The 21,443-nt window shown below is 63.5% G+C and carries 22 protein-coding genes and 1 tRNA gene; 11 read left to right on the top strand and 12 right to left on the bottom strand.

Annotated elements, in window-relative coordinates:
• Positions 1–107: 107 nt before the first annotated feature.
• Positions 108–662 carry a hypothetical protein gene (locus NFJ07_RS22280; protein ID WP_269997886.1) on the top strand — a complete coding sequence of 185 codons (555 nt, stop codon included), beginning with the start codon at positions 108–110 and terminating at the stop codon, positions 660–662.
• A gap of 47 nt (positions 663–709) precedes the next feature.
• Positions 710–1,072 carry a sec-independent translocase gene (locus NFJ07_RS22275; protein WP_269997885.1) on the top strand — a complete coding sequence of 121 codons (363 nt, stop codon included), beginning with the start codon at positions 710–712 and terminating at the stop codon, positions 1,070–1,072.
• 4 nt (positions 1,073–1,076) lie between these two features.
• On the opposite strand, the gene NFJ07_RS22270 is transcribed toward NFJ07_RS22275, so the two are convergent.
• Both NFJ07_RS22270 and NFJ07_RS22265 read right to left on the bottom strand, forming a co-directional pair.
• A complete protein-coding gene (locus tag NFJ07_RS22270) occupies positions 1,077–2,798 on the bottom strand; it encodes an amidase (RefSeq protein ID WP_269997884.1) in 1,722 nt (573 codons plus the stop codon).
• Positions 2,795–3,841: an agmatine deiminase family protein gene (locus NFJ07_RS22265; protein WP_269997883.1), complete on the bottom strand. Its 1,047-nt coding sequence runs from the start codon at positions 3,839–3,841 to the stop codon at positions 2,795–2,797. Before NFJ07_RS22265 ends, NFJ07_RS22270 begins: the two co-directional genes overlap by 4 nt.
• 149 nt (positions 3,842–3,990) lie before the next feature.
• Here NFJ07_RS22265 and NFJ07_RS22260 point away from each other — a divergent pair, with 149 nt between their 5' ends.
• Entirely contained in the window at positions 3,991–4,641 is a 651-nt protein-coding gene (locus NFJ07_RS22260; RefSeq protein WP_269997882.1) for a TetR/AcrR family transcriptional regulator, read from the top strand.
• 18 nt (positions 4,642–4,659) lie between these two features.
• On the opposite strand, the gene NFJ07_RS22255 is transcribed toward NFJ07_RS22260, so the two are convergent.
• On the bottom strand, positions 4,660–5,646 hold the full coding sequence (locus tag NFJ07_RS22255; RefSeq protein WP_269997881.1) for a LacI family DNA-binding transcriptional regulator: 987 nt from the start codon (positions 5,644–5,646) through the stop codon (positions 4,660–4,662).
• A 147-nt stretch (positions 5,647–5,793) separates the two neighbouring features.
• Between NFJ07_RS22255 and NFJ07_RS22250 the strand changes: the two genes are divergently transcribed.
• From NFJ07_RS22250 to NFJ07_RS22240, 3 genes are read left to right on the top strand one after another with little or no spacing between them, the layout of a single operon-like run.
• On the top strand, positions 5,794–6,009 hold the full coding sequence (locus tag NFJ07_RS22250; protein WP_269997880.1) for a hypothetical protein: 216 nt from the start codon (positions 5,794–5,796) through the stop codon (positions 6,007–6,009).
• Positions 6,006–7,502 (top strand): sodium:solute symporter family protein, encoded by a 1,497-nt coding sequence (locus tag NFJ07_RS22245; RefSeq protein WP_269997878.1) that lies wholly within the window; start codon positions 6,006–6,008, stop codon positions 7,500–7,502. Before NFJ07_RS22250 ends, NFJ07_RS22245 begins: the two co-directional genes overlap by 4 nt.
• Positions 7,503–7,542: 40 nt before the next feature.
• Positions 7,543–9,147: an amidohydrolase gene (locus NFJ07_RS22240; RefSeq protein WP_269997877.1), complete on the top strand. Its 1,605-nt coding sequence runs from the start codon at positions 7,543–7,545 to the stop codon at positions 9,145–9,147.
• Between the two features lie 49 nt (positions 9,148–9,196).
• Here the strand turns inward: NFJ07_RS22240 and NFJ07_RS22235 are convergent, their stop codons facing one another.
• From NFJ07_RS22235 to NFJ07_RS22220, 4 genes are read right to left on the bottom strand one after another with little or no spacing between them, the layout of a single operon-like run.
• Positions 9,197–10,054 carry a PfkB family carbohydrate kinase gene (locus NFJ07_RS22235; protein ID WP_269997876.1) on the bottom strand — a complete coding sequence of 286 codons (858 nt, stop codon included), beginning with the start codon at positions 10,052–10,054 and terminating at the stop codon, positions 9,197–9,199.
• A gap of 46 nt (positions 10,055–10,100) precedes the next feature.
• Positions 10,101–10,610, bottom strand: a complete 510-nt coding sequence (locus NFJ07_RS22230) for a nucleoside deaminase (protein WP_269997874.1) — start codon at positions 10,608–10,610, stop codon at positions 10,101–10,103.
• Between the two features lie 11 nt (positions 10,611–10,621).
• On the bottom strand, positions 10,622–11,599 hold the full coding sequence (locus NFJ07_RS22225) for a nucleoside hydrolase (protein WP_269997872.1): 978 nt from the start codon (positions 11,597–11,599) through the stop codon (positions 10,622–10,624).
• A 37-nt stretch (positions 11,600–11,636) separates the two neighbouring features.
• Positions 11,637–13,070, bottom strand: a complete 1,434-nt coding sequence (locus NFJ07_RS22220; protein WP_269997871.1) for an MFS transporter — start codon at positions 13,068–13,070, stop codon at positions 11,637–11,639.
• A 158-nt stretch (positions 13,071–13,228) separates the two neighbouring features.
• Here NFJ07_RS22220 and NFJ07_RS22215 point away from each other — a divergent pair, with 158 nt between their 5' ends.
• Entirely contained in the window at positions 13,229–14,014 is a 786-nt protein-coding gene (locus NFJ07_RS22215) for a GntR family transcriptional regulator (RefSeq protein WP_269997870.1), read from the top strand.
• Between the two features lie 86 nt (positions 14,015–14,100).
• On the opposite strand, the gene NFJ07_RS22210 is transcribed toward NFJ07_RS22215, so the two are convergent.
• Positions 14,101–14,880: an SDR family NAD(P)-dependent oxidoreductase gene (locus NFJ07_RS22210; protein WP_269997869.1), complete on the bottom strand. Its 780-nt coding sequence runs from the start codon at positions 14,878–14,880 to the stop codon at positions 14,101–14,103.
• Positions 14,881–14,956: 76 nt separating this feature from the next.
• Positions 14,957–15,574 (bottom strand): TetR/AcrR family transcriptional regulator, encoded by a 618-nt coding sequence (locus NFJ07_RS22205; RefSeq protein ID WP_269997867.1) that lies wholly within the window; start codon positions 15,572–15,574, stop codon positions 14,957–14,959.
• A 102-nt stretch (positions 15,575–15,676) separates the two neighbouring features.
• Between NFJ07_RS22205 and NFJ07_RS22200 the strand changes: the two genes are divergently transcribed.
• Positions 15,677–16,624, top strand: a complete 948-nt coding sequence (locus tag NFJ07_RS22200; RefSeq protein WP_333482077.1) for a ScbA/BarX family gamma-butyrolactone biosynthesis protein — start codon at positions 15,677–15,679, stop codon at positions 16,622–16,624.
• A 1-nt stretch (position 16,625) separates the two neighbouring features.
• On the opposite strand, the gene NFJ07_RS22195 is transcribed toward NFJ07_RS22200, so the two are convergent.
• Positions 16,626–17,282, bottom strand: a complete 657-nt coding sequence (locus NFJ07_RS22195) for a ScbR family autoregulator-binding transcription factor (protein ID WP_269997865.1) — start codon at positions 17,280–17,282, stop codon at positions 16,626–16,628.
• 32 nt (positions 17,283–17,314) lie between these two features.
• Between NFJ07_RS22195 and NFJ07_RS22190 the strand changes: the two genes are divergently transcribed.
• Together NFJ07_RS22190 and NFJ07_RS22185 are read left to right on the top strand one after the other, a co-directional pair.
• Positions 17,315–18,265: an NAD-dependent epimerase/dehydratase family protein gene (locus NFJ07_RS22190; protein ID WP_269997863.1), complete on the top strand. Its 951-nt coding sequence runs from the start codon at positions 17,315–17,317 to the stop codon at positions 18,263–18,265.
• Between the two features lie 251 nt (positions 18,266–18,516).
• Positions 18,517–18,589: transfer RNA gene (locus NFJ07_RS22185), tRNA-Ala, on the top strand.
• A gap of 145 nt (positions 18,590–18,734) precedes the next feature.
• Here NFJ07_RS22185 and NFJ07_RS22180 read toward each other — a convergent pair.
• Positions 18,735–19,112 (bottom strand): cupin domain-containing protein, encoded by a 378-nt coding sequence (locus NFJ07_RS22180; protein WP_269997861.1) that lies wholly within the window; start codon positions 19,110–19,112, stop codon positions 18,735–18,737.
• 211 nt (positions 19,113–19,323) lie between these two features.
• Between NFJ07_RS22180 and NFJ07_RS22175 the strand changes: the two genes are divergently transcribed.
• Positions 19,324–20,463, top strand: a complete 1,140-nt coding sequence (locus tag NFJ07_RS22175) for a class I SAM-dependent methyltransferase (RefSeq protein WP_442865384.1) — start codon at positions 19,324–19,326, stop codon at positions 20,461–20,463.
• Between the two features lie 18 nt (positions 20,464–20,481).
• Here NFJ07_RS22175 and NFJ07_RS22170 read toward each other — a convergent pair whose 3' ends face one another.
• Positions 20,482–21,372 (bottom strand): aminoglycoside phosphotransferase family protein, encoded by an 891-nt coding sequence (locus tag NFJ07_RS22170; protein ID WP_269997857.1) that lies wholly within the window; start codon positions 21,370–21,372, stop codon positions 20,482–20,484.
• Positions 21,373–21,443: the final 71 nt, after the last annotated feature.

Here is a 21,443-nt window from a genome sequence, read left to right as displayed (position 1 = left end):
GGGCTCCCCGAATGGCAGATCTTCGTGGCATGCAGGGTTCTCCCATGCGGAACTGATATGACTGCGGGTGGGTTTCAACCGGAAGCGCGCAGGAGGATTGGCAGGGTATGTTCCGAGGTTGGTTTGTTGTAGGCGCTCTGGTGCTGCTTTTCGGTGCAGCGGCTGTGTTGGGGTTCGGAGCCATCTTCCGGGCCAAGAGCGTGGTGGCCCGGATAGATGCGGCCGCCGCGGGGATATTGGCCGCAACTATGGCGGCGGTGGGGCTCGGATGGGCTCCGCTCGGTGTCGTCCCGCTGGGAGCAGCGATTGGCGTTGTCTTCCTCTTGTTTGCCGTCAGAGTCGTGTACCAAGGCTCGGGGTTGGGCGAAACAGGGCGATGGTCGGCCATCTATGGCGCAGCGGTGGCGGCCCTTTCGGGCTGGGTGCTGCTATCCGCGTCGAGTGGAGCTGGAACGGTGTCGGATCATCCAGGACACCAATTGGGCATCATCCTTGCTGACATCATGAGTGCGCTGCTCATGATTTTCGCCGCCATGGGGTGGCTGTTGGGCACCTTCGCGATGCCGGCCGAGAGCAAATCGCACGCTGTGCCTCGATTGAAGGGAGTCCGCGAGGCGCTGATGGCTGCTGGACTTGCAGTTGCGTTGTTCGCGATCTCCTAAGCCCGGTGCCGCCCGGAAGGACCGGGTGGTGGCTTTAGAATGGAGCCATGATCGATATTTCGGTCGAGAAGGTAGCCCTTCTCCTGATCATTGCCGTTTTGGTCCTTGGACCGACCAAGCTTCCAGAGTATGCGAGGAAGCTGGGGCGGCTTATCCGCGAACTGCGGCGCATGGCCTCCGGCGCGCAGGAAAAGATCCGCCAGGAGCTCGGCCCCGAATTCGAGGACATCGATTGGCGGAAAATGGATCCACGCCAATACGACCCTCGCCGCATTATCCGTGAAGCCCTCCTCGAGGAGGACGAGCCGCTTCCTGAGCCTGTCGTCCCAACCCAGATGCAGCCTCCTGCCCGCCCGGTTGTGCGGTTGGCGGCCGGGCAGAAGGCACCTTTCGACGACGAGTCCACCTGATCTGTCAGTCGAGGCGCGGTGTGCGCGGGGGAGCGGTGCGGCGCTCGCCCGTTGCCTCAAAGGCCGCAGCCAGGGCCAGCAGTGCGGTGTCGTCGTAGGCGCGGCCAGCGAACGTGAGCCCCACGGGCATGCCGGTATCGGTCATGGTTCCCATCGGCACGGTGACCGTCGGGATCCCCAGATGCCGCGGAACGAGGTTGCCGTTGGCCACCCAGACGCCGTTGCGCCAGCCGAGATCGGCTGAGGATTCGTTGACGTCCATGTCGGCTGGTCCGACGTCGGCGGCGGCAGGGAAGATGACCGCGTCCAGGCGGAGACCGTCCATCCATTCCTCGAGGTCCACTCGCCGGGTCTCTTCGAGTCCGCGCAGGCCTTCTTCGAGGAGCGGGATGTCGGTGACGGAAGCAACCCCGTGCGCGCGGACGTGCGCCGGGTAGTCGGCGATGTCATCATCGAAACCGTCATAGCGGTCTCGGAGCGCGCCGTCCGGGTGCGGGAAGATCGCCGTGCCGTCGACGTCGGCGAGGCTGTTAAGTACCGGATCCCCGTTTGCTGAGAGGAAGTCGTCCCACGCCCACGCCGAGAGATCGACGATTTCCCGCTGGAGGAACTCCGGGCTGACCAATCCGCGGGTGGCGATCGTGGGCGCGCCCGGGCGGTCGCCTTCGTAGTTGGAGACGGCCGGGAAGTCCACCAACACCACTTCGGCGCCGGCCGTTTCGAGGTCGCTGCGCGCAGCCTCCCAGAGTTCCATCACGGAATCGCGCGTCTGGATTCGTTGACCCGTGGGTCCGCCGATACCGGGGGCTTCGTTGGTACCGGCGTCGGGGTCCGCGTTGATGTACATGCGCGGCACCCCGAAGCGTTTGCCCTTCAAAGCCGAGCGCGCGCCGTCGACGTCGATTGGTGCCAGCTCCGGGTAGGAAGCCGGACGGACCCGGGACGCGGCCGGGATCTCCACCCATGGCTGCGCGCGCCAGAAGTCGCCGCGGGTTTCGGCGTCGTCGGCAACAATGACATCCAGCAATTCCAAAAGGTCTGCCATGGACCGGGTGTGGGGCACCACCACATCCATGGTGGGGACGAGTGGCCAGTTGCCACGCACTGAAATGACCCCGCGAGAGGGCGTGTACGCGCACAGGGCATTGTTCGACGCCGGTGCGCGGCCACTGGACCAGGTCTCCTCGCCCAGCCCGAAGGCTCCGAAGCTCGCCGCGGTGGCGGTTCCCGAGCCGTTCGAGGACCCGGAACCGAAAGCCGCAGTGAGGAAATCGCCGTTGTACGGGCTCTCGGCGCGTCCATAGACACCGCGCTGCATGCCGCCGTTGGCCATAGGCGGCATGTTGGTCAGGCCGATGAGAACGGCCCCGGTTGCGCGGAGGCGTTCGATGGTGAAGGCGTCGCGCTGGGCGATGAGGTTTTCGAACGCGGGGGAGCCAGCGGCGGCCGTGAGCCCTTTCGCCAGGTAGCTGTCCTTGGCGGTGTAGGGGATGCCGTCGAGGGGCCCCAGGGTGGTGCCCCTTGCCCGGCGCTCGTCGGACGCCCGGGCATCTGCGAGCGCTTCGGGGTTCATGACAACCAGTGCGTTCAACGTGATGCCGTTGCGGTCGTAGGCTTCGATGCGGTCCAGATACGCCTGGGTGAGTTCCTCGCTGGTCACCTTCCGGGCCTCCAGCGCTGCACGCAATTGTGCAATTGAGGCCTCGACGACGTCGAAGCGGCTCATCGTGCAGCCTGCCTGTTGAGTTTGGGCTGCTGTTGCGTGATGCAGTGGATTCCTCCGCCCCGGGCGAGGATCGGCCGGGCGTCCACTGTGACGACGCGGCGGCCCGGGTAGGCCTCCGCCAGGATGTCCGCGGCCAGGGCGTCGGCCCGCTCTTCGCCATAGCCGCACGCAATCACGCCGCCATTGACCACGAGGTGGTTGACGTAGCTCCAATCGACGAAGCCTTCCTCGTCGCGCAGGGTCTCAGGCGCGGGAAGCAGGGTGATCTCGAACGGCTTGCCCGCGGCGTCCTGCTGGGTTTCGAAGAACCGCTGGAGGGTGCGGCTGACCTCAAAATCGGGGTGTTCGGGATTGGTCTGCGAGTGCAGCAAGACCCGGCCGGGGGAGGGAAGCGTGGCCACCATGTCGATATGGCCGCGCGTGCCGAGGTCCTCATAGTCACGAGTGAGGCCCCGCGGAACCCACACGGTGTGGGTAGTGCCCAGCGTGCGTGACAGTTCCGCTTCGACGCGTGCCTTGTCTGCGTAAGGGTTCCGGCGTGGATCCAGCTGGACGGTTTCGGTGACGAGGACGGTGCCTTCACCATCGACGTGGATGGCACCGCCTTCGTTGACCAGCAGCGAACCGACCAGCTCAGCGCCGGACTTTTCCGCGACAAAGCGGGCCATTCCGGCGCTCTTCTCCCATTCGGACCAGGCCGGGGCACCCCATCCGTTGAAGATCCAGTCAACTGCGCCGAGCACGCCGGGACGTTCGTCGTCGACGACAAAGGTCGGTCCGACGTCGCGCATCCAGAATTCGTCGAGGGGAGCCTCAAGCTGTTCGATTCCGGCGCCGAGCATGCGGCTGGCCCGGTCCCGTTCGCTGGGGTCGACCACCATGGTGACGGGCTCGAACTCGGACACTGCATGGGCGACGGTGGTCCAGGCGGCGTACGCTTCTTCCGCCGAAGCGGCGTCGTCGCCCAATGTCAGGCCGGTGCGGGGGAACGCCATCCAGGTGCGTTCGTGGGGTGCGGTTTCGGCTGGCATTCTCCAGGCCATGGAAGTCTCCTCCGTGTTTTGAGGTGGTAGCCGCGGGACCCAGGGCGTCCTTGCCTTGGGTGTGGCTGAGTGTTTGCGATTCGGCGTGTCTCAAATTGCTTGTTGATCGCATGATCAATAGGAAGAAAACTACTTTAGACTGTTGTGTGATGTCAAGCACCATACAGAAACGCGCTGCGCGGAAGACGCCGTCCGAACGTGCGGCCGAGATCACCGAGGCCGCCAAGGAAATAGCCCTTGAGCAGGGTCTTTCCGCCATTACGCTGCGCAATGTCGCAGGGCGGGTGGGGGTGGCGTCGGGCCTCGTTGCGCATTACCAGCCCAATGTTGACGCGCTGGTCGCGGGCATCTTTGCCACCATTGTGGCGGCGGAGACCGAGGAAGTCTCGGGCCTTCTGGATCGGCTGCCGACTCCCTTGGAACAACTCGGGATGCTCCTCGAGACGCTCATGGACGGCAGCCGTCTCGATGTCACTGCCGTCTGGGTGGAGGCGTGGACCCTGGGGCGCCGGAACGAGGCGCTCGCAGCCTGCGTCCGTGAGCAGATGGATGCATGGCAGGCGGTGGTGCAGCGTGTCGTTGAAACGGGCATCGCGGCTGGTGAGTTCGAGACGTTCGACGCTCCGTCCGTTGCCTGGCAGATCCTGGGCATGGTGGACGGCCTGAATGCCCAGGCGCTGGTCCGCTGGGACGGCGTCAGCGACCGCGGTACGCACCTGGCCCGCGCAGTGGAAGGCATGGTAGGTGCGGCCCGCGGTTCGCTGTTACCGGGCGGTGCCCAGCACTTTGGGCCGATTTAGCCTTCCGTCCCCAAAGCTTCACTCGGCCAGTTGCACGCTTGCGCCCTCGAACCAGCGGTGCACCGCGGCAGCGTTGGGCTCGCCGATGACGGCGTCGAGCAGTTCCGTTGCTGCCGTGCCGTAGTCGCGGGGTGCGAGGTCGATTGAACTGATGAGTGGATTGCCTGTCTCCAGGGAGGCCGCTCCCGCGAAGGATGCGACGTCGAGGTCCTTGCCGAGCGTGAGGCCCCTGCCTTCGAGCACGATTTGGCACTGGGCGGCATGTCCTTGGGCGCCGCAGACAAGGGCGTCTGCTCCGCCGTTGTCGACCGCGTCCGTGATGGCGGCGACCAGTTCGCGTGGACTTGCGTTCGCCTCGACCTCATACACCCTAGGCTCGATGCGATTGCGACGGGTCCAATCCAGATAGGTGTTCCGGGTGTCGACTGCCCAGGAGGAGGAGATGGCGTCGTCGACGGCAATAAGGGCAGGGCGTCGTCGTCCGCGGGACAGTAGGTGGTCCAGGATGGCTGTCTGCAGTTCCACGTGGTGCGCCTCGAGTGTGCCGAGTATCCGATCCTCGCCCGGGCCGGTGTATCGGCCGACCGATACTACAGGGATGCCGTCAGCGAGCAGGGCTGCCACGAGTGGCTCTCCCGGCGAGGGATCGATGGCGATGACGCCGTCCACCTGGAAGGCCCGTTGAGGGGTAAGTTCGCGGGCAAAAAGAGTGACGTCGTAGTCCGCGGCGGCAGCGCCTTCCGTGACTCCGAAGGCGAAATCCATGTAGAAGGCCAGGCTACGGGCCACGGGCGGGATGTAGAGGCCGATCGTGCCGATGCGATTGACCCTGAGGCTCCTGGCTGCGCGGTTGGTGACGTAGCCGAGGCGGTTGGCCGTTTCGCGGATCAGCTCACGCTTCTGGTCTGAGATCCGGCCAGTGCCGCCCAAGGCGCTTGAGACGGTGGTTTTCGAAAGGCCAAGTTCGCGCGCAATGTCCACAATCGTTGCTCTGCTTCTTGCCATGTCCTCATCCTAGGCCGACGGGACCTACCTCTTGACATTGGGCGATACCCGTTCCAGAATTTATTTGCGGGAACGTTCCCGCAAGTCATCCCCGCTCTTGAAAATCTCCGTATTCGGCCAATGATGTCCCGGAAGAATGGAAGCCCAATGTCCACACCCGCCCTCACTTCGGACCGCCGAAGTGAAGTCCGCAGGACGATCTTCGTGATCGATCTCCTGCTCCTGCTCGCTCCGCCCGTGCACTGGCTGTTCAGCAACGGACAGTCCTCCGTCTGGTACTTCCTGGTGGCCAATGCGCTGGTGACCCTGTCCCTCTTCGCACTGTGGAAGGCCAGCGGCAACGAAGGGGAGGAAGCGAAATGAACATGGCGATCGGCTACGGCGCCATCCTCCTCTTCACCGCGCTCGTGGTGTTCGTCATGAGCCGTGGCCGGCGCGGGGACTCCTCTATGAGCGACTACGCCACCGGCGGACGCTCCTTCAACTCCTGGTTCGGAACGATGTCCTTCCTCAATACCTGGCTCGCCGGCACGGTGTTCATCGCCTTCGCCGGACTGACCGCCAGTGCGGGCGTCATGGGTATGTACTCGCTCTCCTATTCGCTGCTCAGCGTGGTGCTGATGTTCTTCCTCGGCACACCAGTGAACAAGTGGGGCCGCATCCATGACCTCCGTACGCAGGCGGACCTCCTGGGGCTGCGCTACAACTCCCGTTCCGTGCGCATCATCGCGGCGATCATCGGCGTCCTGGCCTCCGTGCCCTGGGTGGTCCTCGGCATGCAATCGCTAGGTCTTGTCTTCTCCACGCTTTCCTTCGGCCAAGTCTCGCCATACTTGGCGGTGATGATCGGCGTCCTCTTCATTGCCGCCCGCCAGATCTGGACCGTCAAGCTCGGCACCCGCGGAATCATCATCAGCGACATGGTCCAGGGCCTCTTCGCTTACGGCATCGGATTCCTGGTGATCCTGGGCCTGCTCGTCTGGCTCTTCGCCAACGGCCACGGCTTCGGAGCGGTCGCACCCCAACTGCTCCAGTTGCCAGGCCCGGACAGCCCCGCCGGACCGCTCTACTTGTTCTCCCTGATCTTCACCGGAATGATGGGTGCCTGGTGCTGGCCGGACCTGTTCGTCCGAATGTTCAGCGTCCGGTCTCCGCGCACGGTCCAGAAGTCCGCTTTGCAGGCCGCGCCGCTGCTGTTCATCTTCTCGGCAGCGCTCACCACCATGTCGCTGCTCGCCTCGAGTGTCCCGGGGGTATCCGATGCCCCGGACACGGTGTGGTTCATCATGGCCGGAATCGGCGGCGTAGGCCTTGTTGCCGTGGCAGGGATATGCGTTGTCGCAGCCACCATGGGCAATGTGGGTGCCAACCTCCAGGCGCTCGGCACCCAGATCGCCAACGACGTGGTCGGGGCACGGGGCGAGGAACGAATTGAATCCTCCAAAGGCGCCAAGATCGCCGTCGCCGCGGTCACGGTTGTCTCCGCAGCGGTAGCGCTCGCAACAGCGAACCAAGTCTCCGGGCTGGTGGTGATCGCCTTCGTGTCCTACCAGGCAATCTGCCAGCTCGCGCCCACCCTCTTGCTGGGCATCTTCTGGCGCCGCGGGACCGCCGCTGCGGCCAATGCGGCCATGGTCTCCGGAATCCTGGTCGCCGCCGTGCTCGAACTCATCTATCCAAGCCCGTTGTCCATTCCCTGGCTGGGCGGACTGACCTCTGGTGTCGCCGGGCTGATCGTCAACCTCACCGTCTACCTGGCGGTCTCCCTGGCCAAGCCCGCCACACAGGCTGAACAGGAACGCGTCGACTCCCTCTTCGCGGATTTGAAACGGGAAACCGTCACGATCAGCCGCTAGGCATGTGCACGCCAACAACAGGAATACCAAGGAGAATGCCATGACAGCAGCCGAAACGATCATCCTCGCCGGCCGCATCCACACACTTGACCCGCAGACGGAAGGCGCAACAGCGATTGCCATCAAAGAGGGACGTTTCGTCGCCGTCGGCAGCACCGCGGAGATTGAGGCGTACCGGGGACCGGGAACCGCCACTCTGGACTACGGAGATGCCACCATCGTGCCGGGCCTGAACGATAGCCACACGCACGTGGTGTACGGCCTCGAGTTCGCGCGGGGCGTGCAGTTGACGGACCTCGGGCCGCTCGGCGAAGTCAAGAGGATCATCGGCGAGGCCGCCCAAGCAGCGCACGCAGGCGAGTGGGTCATCGCCTGGGGCCTGGACCCCAACCTCTTCACCGAGACAGGCTTCACCGGCAAGGTCTTCGACGACGCGACTGGCGGGGTGCCTATGTTCCTTCGGATGCGTGACGGCCACTCCGCGATCATCAACTCCGCTGCGCTCGCGGCCGCCGGGATCACCGGTGCGGTGGAGTTTCCCGACGAGTCATGGATCGCCGTCGACGACGACGGCGAACCGACCGGCTACATTGTGGAGTTCAGTGCCCTGGACCTTGTGACGAAGGCCATTCCTCAGGAGGGCTTCGAACTTCGGGCGGAACGGCTCGGGACGCTGTTGCGCGGGATGGCCGACGTCGGGATCGCTTCAACCCACGTCATGGACTTCGTCGAAGGTTCGGCCGAACTGGCCACCCGGCTGGAAGCGCAAGGCGAGCTGCCCGTGCGCCTCCGCTTCTCGCCCATGGTCAATGCCGGGGTGTCCCAGACTGAACTGGAGGAGATTGCGGCCCTGCAAGGCACGGGCGGCCGGCGCTGGAAGGTAGAAGGAGTCAAGTTCTTCATCGACGGAACCATCGACAACGGCTCGGCGTGGTTGGAACAGCCCGACATCTACGGAGAAAACAATGAATCGGTATGGACCGACCCGGAGGACTTTCAAAAGGCCTTGAGATTCTTCGTGGAGCGCGGAATCCCCACCGCCACGCACGCCATCGGAGACCAAGGAGTTCGCTACGTGCTCGATGCGCTCGCCGCCGCCGGCGAAGACCGGTACCGGGCTGCGCACCGGATCGAGCACATCGAGACCATCCCGGACGACGTCGTCGAACGCTTCGCCGAACTCGGTGTGGCGGCGAGCATGCAGCCTGTCCACGGCACCCACCACACACGCGCTGACCGCAGCGACAACTGGTCGGTGCGGCTTGGCGAAGAACGGGCGTCCAGGGGCTGGCGTTGCCGTGATCTCCGTGAGGCCGGAGTGACGGTGGCACTAGGATCCGACTGGCCGATTACCCCCTATGACCCCCGCGCCATGATGGCGGACTCCATCCTGCGCAGGCCGGTTGAACACCCGGAAACGAAACCCGTGCAAGCTGACCAGGCGCTCACCCCGCTCATGGCCCTGGAAGGATATACGAGCCACGCTGCGGCAGCGGCAGGGCTGGGAGCTGACTCGGGTTCGATTTCGGTCGGCAAACGCGCGGACCTCACCGTCTTCGAGCGCGATCCCCTTGCCCTCGCGCCGGAGGATTTGGCGCGAACACGCGTGCTCACGACACTACTTGACGGTGTTCCGACGCGCTAGCTTCCTGCGCCGCGGGAACTTTCGGGTCTCCGCGGCACAGGAGTGAAGGCTAGGCGCTCCGGACCGAACGCCTGCCCACGTAGTGTTCCAGCCGCTCGAACTCCGGTTGGGAAAGCTCGCTCGCGACGGCGGCGGCCCCCACCGCGCAGGCCGCCGCGAGGCTGCTTTCCTCATCCAGGCCCGAAACGAGGGCCAGCACCAGTGCCGCACAGAAGGCGTCGCCGGCGCCCACGCTGTTGACGACGCTCGTCTTCGTCGCGGGCGCATGGGCGATTTTGATTCCTTGCGCGTACATCGACGCCCCTCCTGCACCGTAGGTAACGGCCACGCGTTTGGCGTTCCGAAGCTCGGGGATGAGCTCATACTCGGACTCGTTGACGATGACCAGGTCGCACCGTTCCAAAAGCTCTGCCGGCAGTGCCTGGGCCGGGGCCGCATTGAGGGCGAAGAACCCGGTGGTGCGGCGTGCGGCTTCCAGCACGGTGTCGACCGCGATCTCCAGCTGTGCGAGTACCGGCACGCCGTCGGAGAAATCGGCGCGTTCCAGCGAAACCACGGCGTTGGCTCCAGGCGCGACGGCGATTTGGTTTTCGCCGTCGCTGTCGATCACGATCAACGCGGTGCCCGTAGGCGAAGAAACTTGCCCTACTGCCGAAATATCAACACCGGCGCGGTCCAGGGCCTCCGTGAGAAGCCGTCCATCCGGATCCGCGCCGACGGCGCCCACCATGCGGGCAGCCCCGGCCAGCCGCGCAGCAGCCGCGGCCTGGTTGCCGCCCTTTCCGCCTGCCTGACGGCTAAGGTTGCCGCCGCCTATGGTTTCACCAGGGGAGGGTAGGCGGTGGACGCGGCACGTGAGATCGACGTTGAGGCTGCCAAGAACAGTGAGCGTGCTTGGGATGGGCATGAGTTGTCCTTCTGGTGGTGCTGGTTTGCGGTGTTGGGTTTCCGGTCTAGTGCCAGAAGCCGAGGTGGACCTCTGTTGCCTCGGGAAGCGGAACGGGGCCCGTCACGGTGACTCTGCTGCCGCCGTGGGCAAGGACTTCGCGGCACGGCAGGTCAAGAGTGGGCACGCCTGACTGCTCGGTGACGATCGAGGCAAGGTCCTTCTCGGACAAGGCATAGACCACGCGTCCGATTCCCGCCCAGTAGATTGCTCCCGTGCACATGGCACACGGTTCGGTGCTCGTGTACAGGGTGCTTCCGGCCAATGCCACGGCATCGAGCTTCTTGGCGCTCAGACGGACCAGATTGGTTTCGGCGTGCCCAGTGGGATCGTGTTCGGTGTTGACGGTGTTCATGGCTTCCACAATGGTCCCGTCCGGGGCCAACAGGAGTGCGCCGAACGGGTGGTCGCCGCGATCGCGGGCTGCCCGCGCGAGGGAAATGGCGCGGTTCAGAAACTCCGTGTCGGCCTTGCTGAACTCGCTGCCGTGGGAAGCCGCGTTGTCGGAAGTGTTCATCGTAAAACCTTTCAGCCAGCCGTCGGCAGGGACAGGATCCGCTCCAGAAGGTGCGCGGCGGCGTCGCCCTTGACGGACAGCACAACCCTGGACGCCCTTTCCGGCACTTCCCGCGCGCCGGCGGCTCCGCCGTCGAGCAGTTCACAGCGGGTCTTGCCGTGAGCCTCACCCGTGCTCGTGTCCACGGAAATTCCGACGCACGGAGCGTCGTCGAGCTCAAGGGCACCCACCGCGATTGCCGCCGCCAGCGGATCGTGGAGGGCGGCGCAATGCTCACCGAAAATCGTGTTGTAAAAGGCGAAGTACTGGACGAGCATCCCGGAGAGTGCACTGGCCACCGGGTGTCCGGCTGCCTCAAGGGCCGCACGATGGGACTCATCGAAGCGGTGGTTCATGGTGACGTCCAAGGGAACCAAGGTGACCGGCCAATCGGCCTCCATCACTACCGCCGCTGCCTCGGCGTCATTGAAGATGTTGGCCTCGGCGACAGGGCTGATGTTGCCCGGCACAAACGCGGCTCCGCCCATGATCGTGACATCGCGGACGAGCGCCGGGAGCTTCGGGTCCAGCTGCAGTGCGAGGGCCAGATTGGTGAGCGGACCGACGGCGATGACGCGCAATTCCCCCGGACGCTCGTTGGCGAGCCGCACCAGCATCTCTGCGGCAGTCTCTGATTCGGACGTCAGTCCGGAGTCCTCCAGGGTGACCCCGCCGATGCCGTTGTCGCCGTGAACGTGCGGCGCTCCGCCGTCGAACGTGCCCATGAGGGGATCGTGGGCACCCACGGCAACCGGGATCCCGGCCCTGCCGGCAGCGTGGAGCAGGTTCAACGTGTTGACGGCCCCGACGGCGGCACTGACGTTGCCGCTGACGGTTCCGATCCCGGCCAGCTCCACCTCAGGGCTCGCCAGAAGATAGGCGATTGCCAGGGAATCGTCGATTCCGGTATCGCAATCGAGGTAGAACGGCTGCGGCGTGGTGGTGGTCATGGTGCTCCTTCGTAGGTTTGGTGACTCGGGTTCGGGCTTAAGCATGGGAGGCGACGGCGGCGGGGGCCGCCGCGGCGCTCGCAGCGACAGGGCGGAGGATCAGGGAAGCAGCAAAGGCCGCGAGCGCGAAGCCCGCCGAGATCCATAGGGCAGTTTGGTAGCCGGCGATGGTCCCGGCGGCGACGGCGGGTGCGACGACGGCGATTCCTACACTGGCTCCGATTCCAAAGCATGCTCCATTCAGGCCGGGCACGGAACCCGGTGCCGATTTGGGTGAATTCAGCACGGCGATGCCGCTGACGGTGCTCTGGAACTGACCGAGATACAGGACTCCCATGATGATCAGCAGGGCGAAGACCATCCAGCGGTCGGCGGCAAAGATTGCGACCGCAACCGCTGCCACGACGATCAGCCCGCTGCTGATCCGCAGGGCCTTGAACCAGCCGATGCGCTGCGCGAACCAGCCGGAGAACACCGCCGTGAGCACACCCACGAACGCTGTAGGCGTCAGGTACAGGAGGGCTGACATGGAGGCGGACAGTCCGTATCCGGCTTTTGCGTCCTGGCTCAGGAGGATCACGGTGAAGTTCAATGCCGAGAAGATGCCGGCAAGCGTCAACACCGTGCTCGCCAAAACCGGCCATACCTGGCGGGATCGCAATTGCTCGAGCGCGATCAGCGGACGCGCAACCCGCCGCTCCACGGCGACGAACGCCAGCCCGGCAATCACGGCGCCGGCGAGATAGCCAAGGGTCCAGATATCGCCCCATCCGGACGTAGAAGCCTGTCCGATCAGGTTGCTCAAGAGGACCAGGAACGTGCCCAAGGTACCCGCGCCCCACCAGTCCATGCGTCCCTCACGTGTCCGGGCGGGTCTCTTCGGGACCACGACGGCGACCAACACGATCGCCAGCACCCCCACGCCGAGGACCAAGACAAAGAGGAACTGCCAGCCGATGGTGTCGGTGATGAAACCGCCCAGGAAGCCGTCGAGCCCGCCAATGCCGCCGTTGACCGCCGAAATGACACCGACGGAAATGCCGAAGAGGCGCTTGCTGAAGCGCTCGGACAAGAGCAGGAAGGAAATGGTGAACGTGGCGCTCGTTGCACTTTGCAAGACCCGGCCCACGAGGAGAACGGTCAGGTTCGGCGCCAGCAGGCACAGGACCGTGCCGCACAACATCAGGGAGAGGACGATCAGCAGGGTGCGGCGGCGTCCCAGGAAGTCGCTCCATCGGGAAAATGCCATGCCCAGGACCGCGCCGGTCAGGAAGAACAGCGACTGGACTTTGGCAACGTTTTCGGTGGATTCCTGGAAGTGTGCGGCCATCGCTGGCAGGGCCGCCGAGAACAGGCTGGCGTTGAGCTGGTAACTGAGGATCGAAAGGATGAGCGTGGCGATGAGGACAGGCACTCGGGCTGCTTTTCGCCGAAGGGGGAGCCCTGCGGTGCTGGTGGCTTGGGTTGTCATGGACAAACTTCCTTGTTTGAAACAAAACGGCTTCGGGGGCGGCTCGATGCAGGTGTGGCGCAGAGCACAAGATGGCTTATACGTGAATCATACATGCTTGTTATACAAGCTTGGAATACCCATCACGTAAACTCTCAATATCGACGAAAGGAGCCATCTTGGACCGCAGTGCTGAAGCCGTTCTTTCGGAGCCCTTGGATGCCACGGCCAACATCCCGCTCCGCGTTGCCGTGTACTCGCGCATCATGAACGCGATCCGGGCGGGGCACTTCCCCGTTTCGTCGCTGTTGCCTTCGGAATCGGACCTGGGGTCTGCAATGAAGGTCAGCCGGACGGTGGTCCGTGAGGCGCTCATGCTCCTCGAAGAAGACGGATACGTACGCTCCCGCCGAGGCATTGGACGTTTTGTGGCCACCCGACTGCCGCGGGTCGGCCTTGAACGGATCAGGCCCATGGAGGAGATTCTTGCCGAGGCCGGATCAGCTATCCAGGTCAGCCGTACGCAGCACGTACTGCACCCGTCGTCGTCGGTGTTCACGGCCGAGCCCCTCGGAATCCGCGAAGACGAGCCCTCCTGGTTCTTCGAGAGTGTCCTCAAGCGGGACGGTTCACCCATTGCCCTGGTCCAAGAGCACGCCGCAAGCAAGGGGGGTCTCATTGATCGTGACCCTGAAGCGGCACGGGCCATTGTGGACGACGTCGGGGGAGGGGCCACGCTGCTGGCCAACTTGATCTCGGCTATTGGCCCGGCCTTTGGCCCCGGCGAGACCGATATCGCGGCAGGCACCCCGGGCGTCGCGCGAGGCGAGCTGCTTGAACTGGATGCGAAGGACCCGGTGCTGATCTTGACCCAGACCGTGGAACACTCCGGCCAGGTTGTCTACCTGGCCAAGACGCTGGTCAACACAGGGGTAGTCCAGATAGGAATCATCCAGGGAACCTGAGCGCAGCGTTGTCCATTTTCGCGCGGTAGCCCAAGTGACTGGCAGTAGGTGTCGTTCTGAGCCCTCAAAACGACACCTACTGCTAGTTAGTTGGCCGGGCGCACGGCTCGTCCCGCGGCCGCAATCACCAGCTTCTCCGGGAGTAGCTTGACGGCCACCCGGGCAACAAAGGAGTTGAGCCGGCCATCCACAACGCTTGGCTTGTTCGCGCGGATCGCGGACATGGCGGTGTCCACAACTTGCCCCGGGGTCCTCATGGATCCAGCGGCTGCAGCCTCGCCAGCGATTTCAAAGAAGGGCGTGTCCGTAGCCCCCGGGCAAACGGCAAGGACCTTCACGCCTGTGCCTTGCGTCTCGGCCCACAGTGCCTGGGTGAACGAGAGCACGAAGGCCTTTGTTGCGCCGTAGACGGCCATGTGGGGTATCGGCTGGAACGCGGCCGTACTCGCGATGTTGATGACAGCCCCCGAGCCGCGCTCAACCATGCCGGGCAGGTATCGCGTGGTGGTACCGACCAAGGTGGAGCAGTTCAACTGGATTTGTTCCACATAGCGATCGGCGTCTGCATGGAGAACTTGTCCGTGTGTTCCGAATCCTGCGTTGTTGACCAGGATGTCCACTTTGAGTCCCAGGGACTCGGTGGCGAGGTGGAGTTCCTTCGCGGAGTCCGGCAGGCTCAAGTCCATGGCCAGGACGGTCACTTCGGTGCCGTGCCCGCGGAGTTCACCCGCAAGCGCGTCAAGTTTGTCCTGGCTGCGGGCAACCAGGATCAAGTGTGCACCCTCGGCGGCCAGCCTCCGGGCAAAGACTGAACCAATGCCTGTGGACGCTCCAGTGATGAGGGCTGTTTTGGCTGAAATGTTCATTTCTTCTCCTAATAAACTGACTGTGCGGTTTGTTTTTTGGCTGAGCGTCGAAGTCTTTGGCTCTTGATTTGCTGCATTACTGGCTGGAAATGAATTGCCGTTCGAGGAGTTGCAACAGCAGCGTCGCGCGTCGCTCGAAGGCATCGAGATCTTTGGGGTCAAGGGCGTCGGTGACCGACTTCAACCCATCGAATGCGGCCACAATAACCGTTGCTGCGTCGCTGGGATCCCCTGAAAACGCCAAGACGCCGCTTGCGCGGCCCCGTTGAAGTATGCCAGCCACGAGATCAACCCACGCGGCGAGGGGAGAGGTGCCCCCGGGATGCTCTTTCGTGGATGCCAGTTGATTAGCCAAGTGCACCACGCCCCACGCGGAAGAGTCGCTCAGGACTGTATTGACCATGAACTCCCCGAGATTGCGCAGTTCCTCCAACGGGTTGTTCTTGCTGAGAATTTCATCGTGGACGCGACGCAGCCAACGTGCCTTTTGCTCGTCGACGACGGCCTGGGCCAACATTGCTTTCGAAGAGAAATGGAAGTAGATGGCTCCCTTCGTGAGCCCGACTTCGCGGATGATGTCGTCCATCCGGGTCTGTTCGAAACCCTTGCGCGCAAAGACGTCCGCGGCAACCCGAAGGATCTCACTACGCGTGGCTGCGCCCTTTGGTGTGCTGCCGGTGTCGCCAATCTCCATAGGGCTAAACTACAAACCGACCAGTAGGTATGTCAACTGAGGCCGGTTCACCTGCTCCGATAACTCCACGGGCCCAGCTTGCCGATAGGATTTGTGCGTTTAATGGTGAGCGCAACAGCAGCGATGGTTGCTCTGGCAATCCTGGGAAGAGTGGGGGACCCAATGCGCAATGAAGCGCTCTTTGAGGCTTCCGTCAAGCGGGAGCTCGTTCATAAGCGCTCCGTTTCGGAAGTCTTCTTGACTGACTTTGTTCAATCAAGTTCCAGGCGGTTCGTTGCGGGAGCGCAATGGCCGCGGTGGCATGTTTTCTATGGATCATCGGACGGTTCGCCGGATTCGGCCCTCATGGCTGAGACGTTGAGGCAGGCAGTGATCTTCTTGTCCCATTTGTGCGGGGTGCCTCTCACGCACAAGTTCCTCATGCCGCACATGGGCATCTCAGTGGAAGCCGCGGCTTTGGATCCCTTGGTCCCCGCGCAGGTTGCTGTCGAGCTTGACGTGAAGGATATGAAGCTCAGCGCAGGGCAGTTGTCGGCCCTGACGGTGTCTGCTCGGTTCGTTGTTGACGGCACTTCCATCGGGGAAGGAATGGCGGCGGCCCGCATTGTGAATCCTGCGACATATGAGCGATTCCGAGGGGCGGTCCCCTCTGAGCTGCCCGCTCCGGGCGAAGACTTACTGGCGTGTGTCGACGTCGGGCATGCCACCCAGCGGAACGTCATGCTCGGGCAAAGTAGTCGCCCGTTCGTCTGGCCGCTGCGAGTTGATCCAACCCACCCCATCTTCTTTGACCATCCCTTGGACCACGTCCCGGGAATGCTATTGGTGGAGGCCGCGAGGCAGGCCGTGCGCGCAGCCTGTTCCCGACCGGATGCCGATTTTTCCCTGTTTGAGGCGGAATTCATGAAGCTGGTCGAGTTCAGCTATCCCGTGGATGTTGCCGTGACACAGCTCGAGTCAAATGATGCGGGTGGGGTGATGAGGGTCCGGTTGTTGCACAAGGAAGACACCCTGATGTCCTTGGTGGCCAGGGTCAAAGGGTCGCGCTAATTCAGGGAGTGCCTGGGTCCTGCGGGTGAATCGGTACGATGGCCGGCATCATGAAACGCCACATGTCGTCAATCCGTTTGAGAACGTCGCGTCGTTCGGTCAGCACGTTGGAGACCATCTGGACTCCCGTGAAGGACGCAACCAGGTACCGGGCGAAGTCGGCGGCATCGACATCGGGCCGCACATCACCTTCCAGTTGAGCCTGGCCGGTCAGTATCTCCATGGTGGTGACCCAGTCGTGGTACGGACCTTTGACGTCTCCGTTGAATGCCGAGGCTTCAAATGTCAGCCGGATTCCAGCCCTGACGATTGGCTCATCGAGCAATTGTTGCCCGAATGTTCGGCACATGGCGATCATGGTCTCCAGTGCAGGCAGCCCGGCGGCGGCGATCTGCTCACCTGCGACACGCACAATGTTGTGCTGTTCGGCGATGACCGCTAGCGCAAGGTCTTCCTTCGACTTGAAATGGAAGTAGAGCGCGCCTTTGGTGACCGAGGCGCGGTCAGTGACGTCGCTCAGGCTCGCATTCCCGTAGCCGACCTCTTCAAAGATCGACGCTGCTCCCTCAATCACTGCTGTTCGGGTGGCTTTGGCACGTTGTTGCATGATCCGCGTGGAGACCTCTCCGGTTTCTGCGTCCGGGATACTTGAGTACATGAATCTGACGGACCCGAAGACCGGTGAGGGCCATGCCAACAAGTGTTGACCATGTGCCCCGGGTTCTGATCCTGGGTTCGTCAGGCTTCATTGGAAGTCGGGTTGTAGCCTCACTCGCCGGATCCGGAGGGGCGCACGTTGTGGCACTCTCACGAAAACCGGTTGCAAGACTACGAAATAGTAACGCTACCATTGCGACCGCCGACATTTCCGTCTCCGGGAGCCTGACCCCCTTCTTGTGCGATACGGATGTTGTAATCCATGCCGCATCATATGTAGGCTCCGACCCTCGTCTTGCCCATGCGATCAACGAGACCGGCACAGGCAACGTCATTGAGCAGTGCCGGCAAGCCGGAGTCGCCCGGGTGATCTACGTCAGTACCTGCAGTGTTTACGGAAGCGGCCCTCACCGTGGCCTCCTTGAATCTGAAGCCGGCTACCACCCGGCCTCGGTGGCCAGCGCCAGCCGTGCCGTCGCCGAACAGCTGATTCTCGGCTACGGCGGCGAAGTTGTTCGTCCTAACCTCGTGTTTGGCTCGGGAGACCGCTGGTTTGTTCCGGGCCTGCTCAAACTGATGAAGGTGGCTGGCGGGTGGCCGGGTGACGGTTCGGCGCAGCTTTCGCTCATCGGTGCGGAGGCACTGGGAAGACTGGTTTCCGGGCTTGCGTTGGCTCCTCGGCAATCCGGACAGGCCTTCCATGCCGCATATCCGGAACCTGTTCGGGTGTCATCCCTCCTGCAGGGCGTTGCCCGGGTATTCGGTATGGAGTACCCGCAGTTTCTGGGAGATGACGAACGTGCCGGCTCGGCCCTACGCGCTGCAGGGTTCAGCGGCCACCAGGTTGACTTGGTGACGAAGGATCACTGGTATTCCTCTGAACGTCTTTGGCGGATCTCCGGGCGCGAACCAGAAACGTTCAGCGGTGCTCTTGGTGAATTTTCTTCTGCCTACCAAGTTTCCGGGGAGCCCGGTCGGTCATAAACCGGTTGAACGGTTTGTTTAATGGCCTTCCAACCTCTAGACTTCAGTCCAGTGGCTCGTTGTGTTTGCAGCAACAAGTCGAAGGGCAGTAATGGGGGGAGGTGCGGCCGAGTAATCGACCGCACCTCATCTGTCCTATCGCACATCATCGAACCGGGAGCCGATGGCGTTCGATTTCCTATCTCACATCCTTGTGGTTTAGTATTGACGAGTTGCTCCGGCGCGGACGGAAGTCCAAGCGAGCAAAGTTCGGGGCTGTGGCGCAGCTGGTAGCGCACCTGCATGGCATGCAGGGGGTCAGGGGTTCGAGTCCCCTCAGCTCCACCCTGGAGGCTTTATTTGAAACATGGTTCTGGTTCGTGTTTCGGGTAAGGCCTCAACTTTTTGCAAGAAGGGAACTGCCGGACGAGGCGGTTCCCTTCTGCGTTTTGCGTATTCGCTCAGGGCGCGTCACTGAGTGGACCTACCGCTACTCGGGCTTGACTCCATACTCTGCTGCGCTGACAAACTCGATGGCCGAGTAGGTCTCGTCGCCTACGACCCAGGCATTGTGTCCCGGTGGGATGGTGTATGAGTCTCCCTTGGAAATGCTGATCTTCTTGCCGTCGGTGGTCTCGACTTCCAGTGCACCGGCAACGCAGTACCCTACGTGGTTGAGTTGGCAGGAATCTGTTTGGACCACCGGTTTGATGCAATCCGCCCACGTCCAGCCCGGCTCGAAGCTGAGGCGGCCGATGGTGTAGTCACCGACGGTGACGTTTTCCACTACGGTTTTGTCCGGACGGCGGATTTCATCAGGGGAATTGTGCGACTTTACTTCAAGCTGCGTGACGAGGTTGACAGTCATGGTTTGCTCACAGGGGGGAGTGGGAGCCTGGTCTTCCAAGTCCGCAACGTGGCTCGCTCTCCGCAGCGGACCGTGGTGCCTGAGCTGCTTTCGGCGTGTGCCGTGCCCTTCAGCAGCGGGCAGACGGTCGATTACTTGCAATCTCTACCATCCTCCACGGCCCCCGTGTTGTCGAGGGTTCCTGAGGGGGATAGGGTGGTGCACCGTGACCTTGACCGAGCTGGATGCACACCTTGAGACGCTGTTCGGCACCCTGCGCCGGTTCCCCGACGTCGAGGCTGAGAACCTTCAGGCGCACGACGCGACCGACCGGCTCCTCCTTGAGACCGCGGCAGGCTACATCAGTAATCCGGAAACCCGCGTTGCGGTGATCGGTGATCGCTACGGAGCCCTGACCCTGGGCGCTTTGGCAGCCCTCGGCGTCGGGCATGTCCGGGTGTCCCAAGACCTTTACGTGAGCAGGCTCGCCCTGCAACGGAACGCCGACGCGTCCGGGCTGTCCGGCCGCTTTGATCAGTTCGAGCTGGGTGCCGGGTTGCTCGACGGCGCCGAACTGGTGATCATGCAGCTGCCCAAGGCCCTCGCGGAACTGGAAGAGATCGTCGACGCCGTTGCGCGCTTTGCATCGCCGGGAGCCGTCCTGCTGGCCGGAGGACGCGTCAAGCACATGTCCCTGGGCATGAACGCCGTCCTTGAACGCAGCTTCGGGTCCGTGCAGCCGCAGCTTGCGCAGCGGAAGTCACGTGTCCTGCTTGCCACCAGCCCCAAGCGGCCGGACACTGCGGAGCCCTTCCCGGTCTCGGAACAGAACACCGAGCTAGGGATGACCGTCTGTGCCCATGGGGCTGCTTTTTCAGGCACGAAGCTGGATATTGGCACGCGCTTCCTCCTGGGCTTCCTGGACAGGATCCCCGAAGCCCGCCACGCGGTAGACCTTGGCTGCGGGACCGGGATCCTCGCCACGATGTACGCCCGGAACCGTCCCAATGCCCTGATTACCGCGACGGACCAATCGGCCGCAGCAGTCGCGTCCGCCAAGGCAACCGCGGCAGCCAACGGGCTGGCAGATCGAATCACGGTAGTCCAGGACGATGCCATGTCCACCTTCGAGACAGGCAGCGCCGACCTCATCCTGCTGAACCCGCCGTTCCACCTCGGCGCCAGCGTCCATGCCGGCGCGGCCACGAAGATGTTTGATGCCGCGGCACGGGTCCTGGCTTCCGGCGGTGAACTCTGGACTGTCTACAACAGCCACTTGCAGTACCGCGCGGCGCTGGAAAGGCTGATCGGTCCCACCACCGAAATCGGCCGCAACCCGAAATTCACCGTGACGCGCAGCATCAAACGCTAAGGGTCAGTCGTTAAGGGGTCAGTGCGGCTCCGACAGCAACTGCTCCACCCCGAAATGCCCGATCCCTGCCATTCCCGGATTGTCATCCGAGAAACTGACCATCGCCGTCGCCAGGACCACAGCCCAACCGCGGGCCCGGGCCCAAGTAGCGGCATCCACTGCGGGTCCGAAGGCCGCCATGAAACGGTGCCGCGCGCCGCCGTCGAACATCAACCACGCGACGGCCAGATCGACGGCGGGATCCCCCGCCCCGAGGTCTCCGAAGTCGACGACGGCGGCGAGCCGGCCGTCGGGCCGCAGGAGGATGTTCGCCGGGTGGAGATCTCCATGCAGCCACAGCCCGGGTCCGTCCCACAGCGGCGCCAGGCAAGCCTCGGTCCAGAGCGTCCGCAACCGCACAGCCTGCGGATAGCGGCCGGAATCGTCGAGCCGGTCCATGACCGCGTCAGACCTCGCTTCCAAAGGCACCCCGCGGACGGGATTGACGGGCGCGCCAGGTGCGGCCGGAACGTGGATGGCGACGAGGAACGCGGCAAGGTCCTCGGCCGCGGCATTCCGTGACCCCTGGGACACCAGCACCGCGGAGAGTCCCTCCAACCAAGGAGTCACGCTCCAAGGCCATGGATAGTCTGCAGATGGCCGTCCCGAGTGGATAGGGCTGGGGAGGGGCACCGGGGAATGCCTGGCATACTCGGGGAGATATTGCTGTTCATGCAGTACCAGCTGCGCTGCCGCCTCCCGGCGGGGCAATCGGACGGCCCACTCCTTGCCAAGCCGGTACATGACGTTGTCCCAGCCGTTGGCCACCAGCTCCAACGGAAGGTCCGATAACCCTGGGAGCTGCTCCTCGAGCAAGCTCCTCACCAACCCCGCGGTGACGTCCAGCTCGGCCTGGGGCATGAGTGCCATATTCCAGGGCCTCCCATCAGCAATATCGGGGTCCGTTACGCCTGGGCAGCGTGTGGGCATACCGGGACAAG

Source organism: Arthrobacter sp. B2a2-09 (assembly GCF_027587375.1).
In the GTDB taxonomy this organism is placed as follows: Bacteria; Actinomycetota; Actinomycetes; order Actinomycetales; family Micrococcaceae; genus Arthrobacter.
Note: the sequence above shows the minus strand (reverse complement) of the source record. Positions and strands in the feature narration are given on the sequence as shown.